The sequence below is a fragment of the Paenibacillus hunanensis genome (genome assembly GCF_014645615.1).
In the GTDB taxonomy this organism is placed as follows: Bacteria; Bacillota; Bacilli; order Paenibacillales; family Paenibacillaceae; genus Saccharibacillus; species Saccharibacillus hunanensis.
In genome coordinates, this window is record NZ_BMMB01000031.1 from 1 (window position 1) to 2,217 (window position 2,217).

Below are 2,217 nucleotides of genomic sequence, written 5' to 3' on the forward strand. Positions count from 1 at the left end.
TCTTTCTCATATTATAAAAAAGCTTACTTAGATTCTTAACCTCCCCCCCTCCTTTGCGGAGCAAAGGAGGGGGTTGCGAAAAGATGCCAGGGTGGAAGTAGTATAATACAACCCACCTTGTATATCCACAAGATCCGCCAAGTATTGTGTCGAATATAAAAAAGTCCTATAGGCCCCATTTAGTAGGAAATTAACAGCTGGAGGTAAAAAAGGTCTGAGAATCGGTAAGATCAGTTAAGCCCAAGACCGTGTATCATAAGCACCACGTAAAAGACGCCTGGCGTGATTAAGCACATCATCATCCACGGGAATGATGCTATTAGTAAGGGGATCTCTGATATTTAAATTTGCCGAAACAGTCTCCACCTCGGAAGCCCATCCTGTCAAGGCATCCAATACAAAAACGACTATCAGACTAATTAAATCTGGATAAACATTATCTTTATCAGGGAGAGAAGAAGGGAAAGGTGGGGGAGGAGGGGAAGGAGCAGTAGGGACTAAATCCACCAACACAGGCACCAATGCTGGTGGGATTTTGATTTGGGGTTTAACTCACTCATAGAGTTCCCAACCTAGGTAGCCTACTAGGCCCAGGCCACCCACTATTAAGCCACCTACGACCACCGTAGCCGGGCTGGAATATAGTTCTTGTAATTGTATAGTTGAGTTTGTCATTATCGTATATTTTTATTTTTGGTGCTAACTACAGCTTTCTTGATCATTTTTCCTTCCTTTGAATCAGAAGAAGATGTAGAAGATGTTAAAGAAAGTAATAAAATGAATAAAGATAAATTCAAATCCAAACCTCCTTCTAACAAACTAATAAATGTAAATACATATAAAATAAATCCAACTAAAATAAATAAAGCATAATTTGTTACAATACTTGTACTTAAAGATGCTATATCTTTACTTCATTTAATTAAGACTTTTTCTAAACCAAAAGGTCCTAATAGCTCTATACTACCTTTATCTAAAATCTTAGTAATTTGTCCACCTAAATCTAAAACTAAATTTGTAATATATTTATTATAAAATAATTCAACTAAAAATCTTTGATTAAAGAAACCAAAAAGATTATAACCTAATCTAGATAATTTAAAATGAACAACTAAGTTTGGGTATTTTTCAGATAAAACTAAAGCTATTAAACTAAAAGATATAGTAAATATAAAAGGCAATAGTTTAAATAATGTAGGTACAGCAAATTCAGTATCTATCATTATCTCATGAATAGGATGAATAAATAAGCTATTATCTATAAAAAAGTTAGATCCTAAACCTATAAATATATCTTTAGTAATAAAACCAAAGAATATAGAAAATAAGGCCAATATAACTAAAGGTAAACTTAAAAAGAATCCACCCTCACCTGATACTGATCTCGGCAAATTATTGATTTCTTTTGACATATGCTTAGGCAAATAGAATTCTTCTTTTCCCGTATAACTTACATATACATATAGTCTTTCATACAATATGAAATGTCTATAAAAATGGATATAACCATTAGGGTTGGCTAAAAAAGTTAAATACAATACTTTAACAGAGTATAAAGTTGTAAATATTGCACCAATAGTAGCTATGATATATACAGCTACCCCTGAAAAACTAAATTGTCCATAAGCAGACTCTAAAATAAAATCTTTACTATAAAAACCAGTCATGTATGGGAAAGCCACTAAACTTAGGCTTGCTATTAACATAACAGAGTATGTTAAAGGTAAATAATTTTTTAACCCCCCAAACTTTCTAAAGTCTTGGTTATCAGCTACAGCGTGTATAACGCTACCAGCTCCTAAAAATAAGAGTGCTTTGTAAAATGCATGATTGATTAAATGAAATAAAGCTACATTGTAAGAAGATAAACCTATAGCTATAACCATCATCCCCAATTGACTCATTGTGGAATAAGCTATAACTTTTTTAATATCTTGTTGGAATAAACCAATAAGAGAACTAAATACAGTAGTTATTGCACCTAATCATAAACATAATAGTAAGACAGTACTACTATATTCAATTAATGGTGAACTACGCATTAATAAATATACACCTGCAGTTACCATCGTGGCAGCGTGTATTAATGCAGAAACAGGAGTAGGCAAAATTATGTTGATTCCACCCCTCCCCCCCGCAAAGCTTCCCCCCCTGCAGTACTGCAGGGGGGGGAAGGGGGGGGGGAAGGGAGGGGTGGAATACGCAGTTAATTACTTA

The 2,217-nt window shown here is 34.0% G+C and carries 1 pseudogene; it reads right to left on the bottom strand.

What is annotated here, in order from left to right:
• Positions 1-914: 914 nt before the first annotated feature.
• Positions 915-2,108, bottom strand: a pseudogene (locus IEX62_RS24230) (proton-conducting transporter transmembrane domain-containing protein).
• Positions 2,109-2,217: the final 109 nt, after the last annotated feature.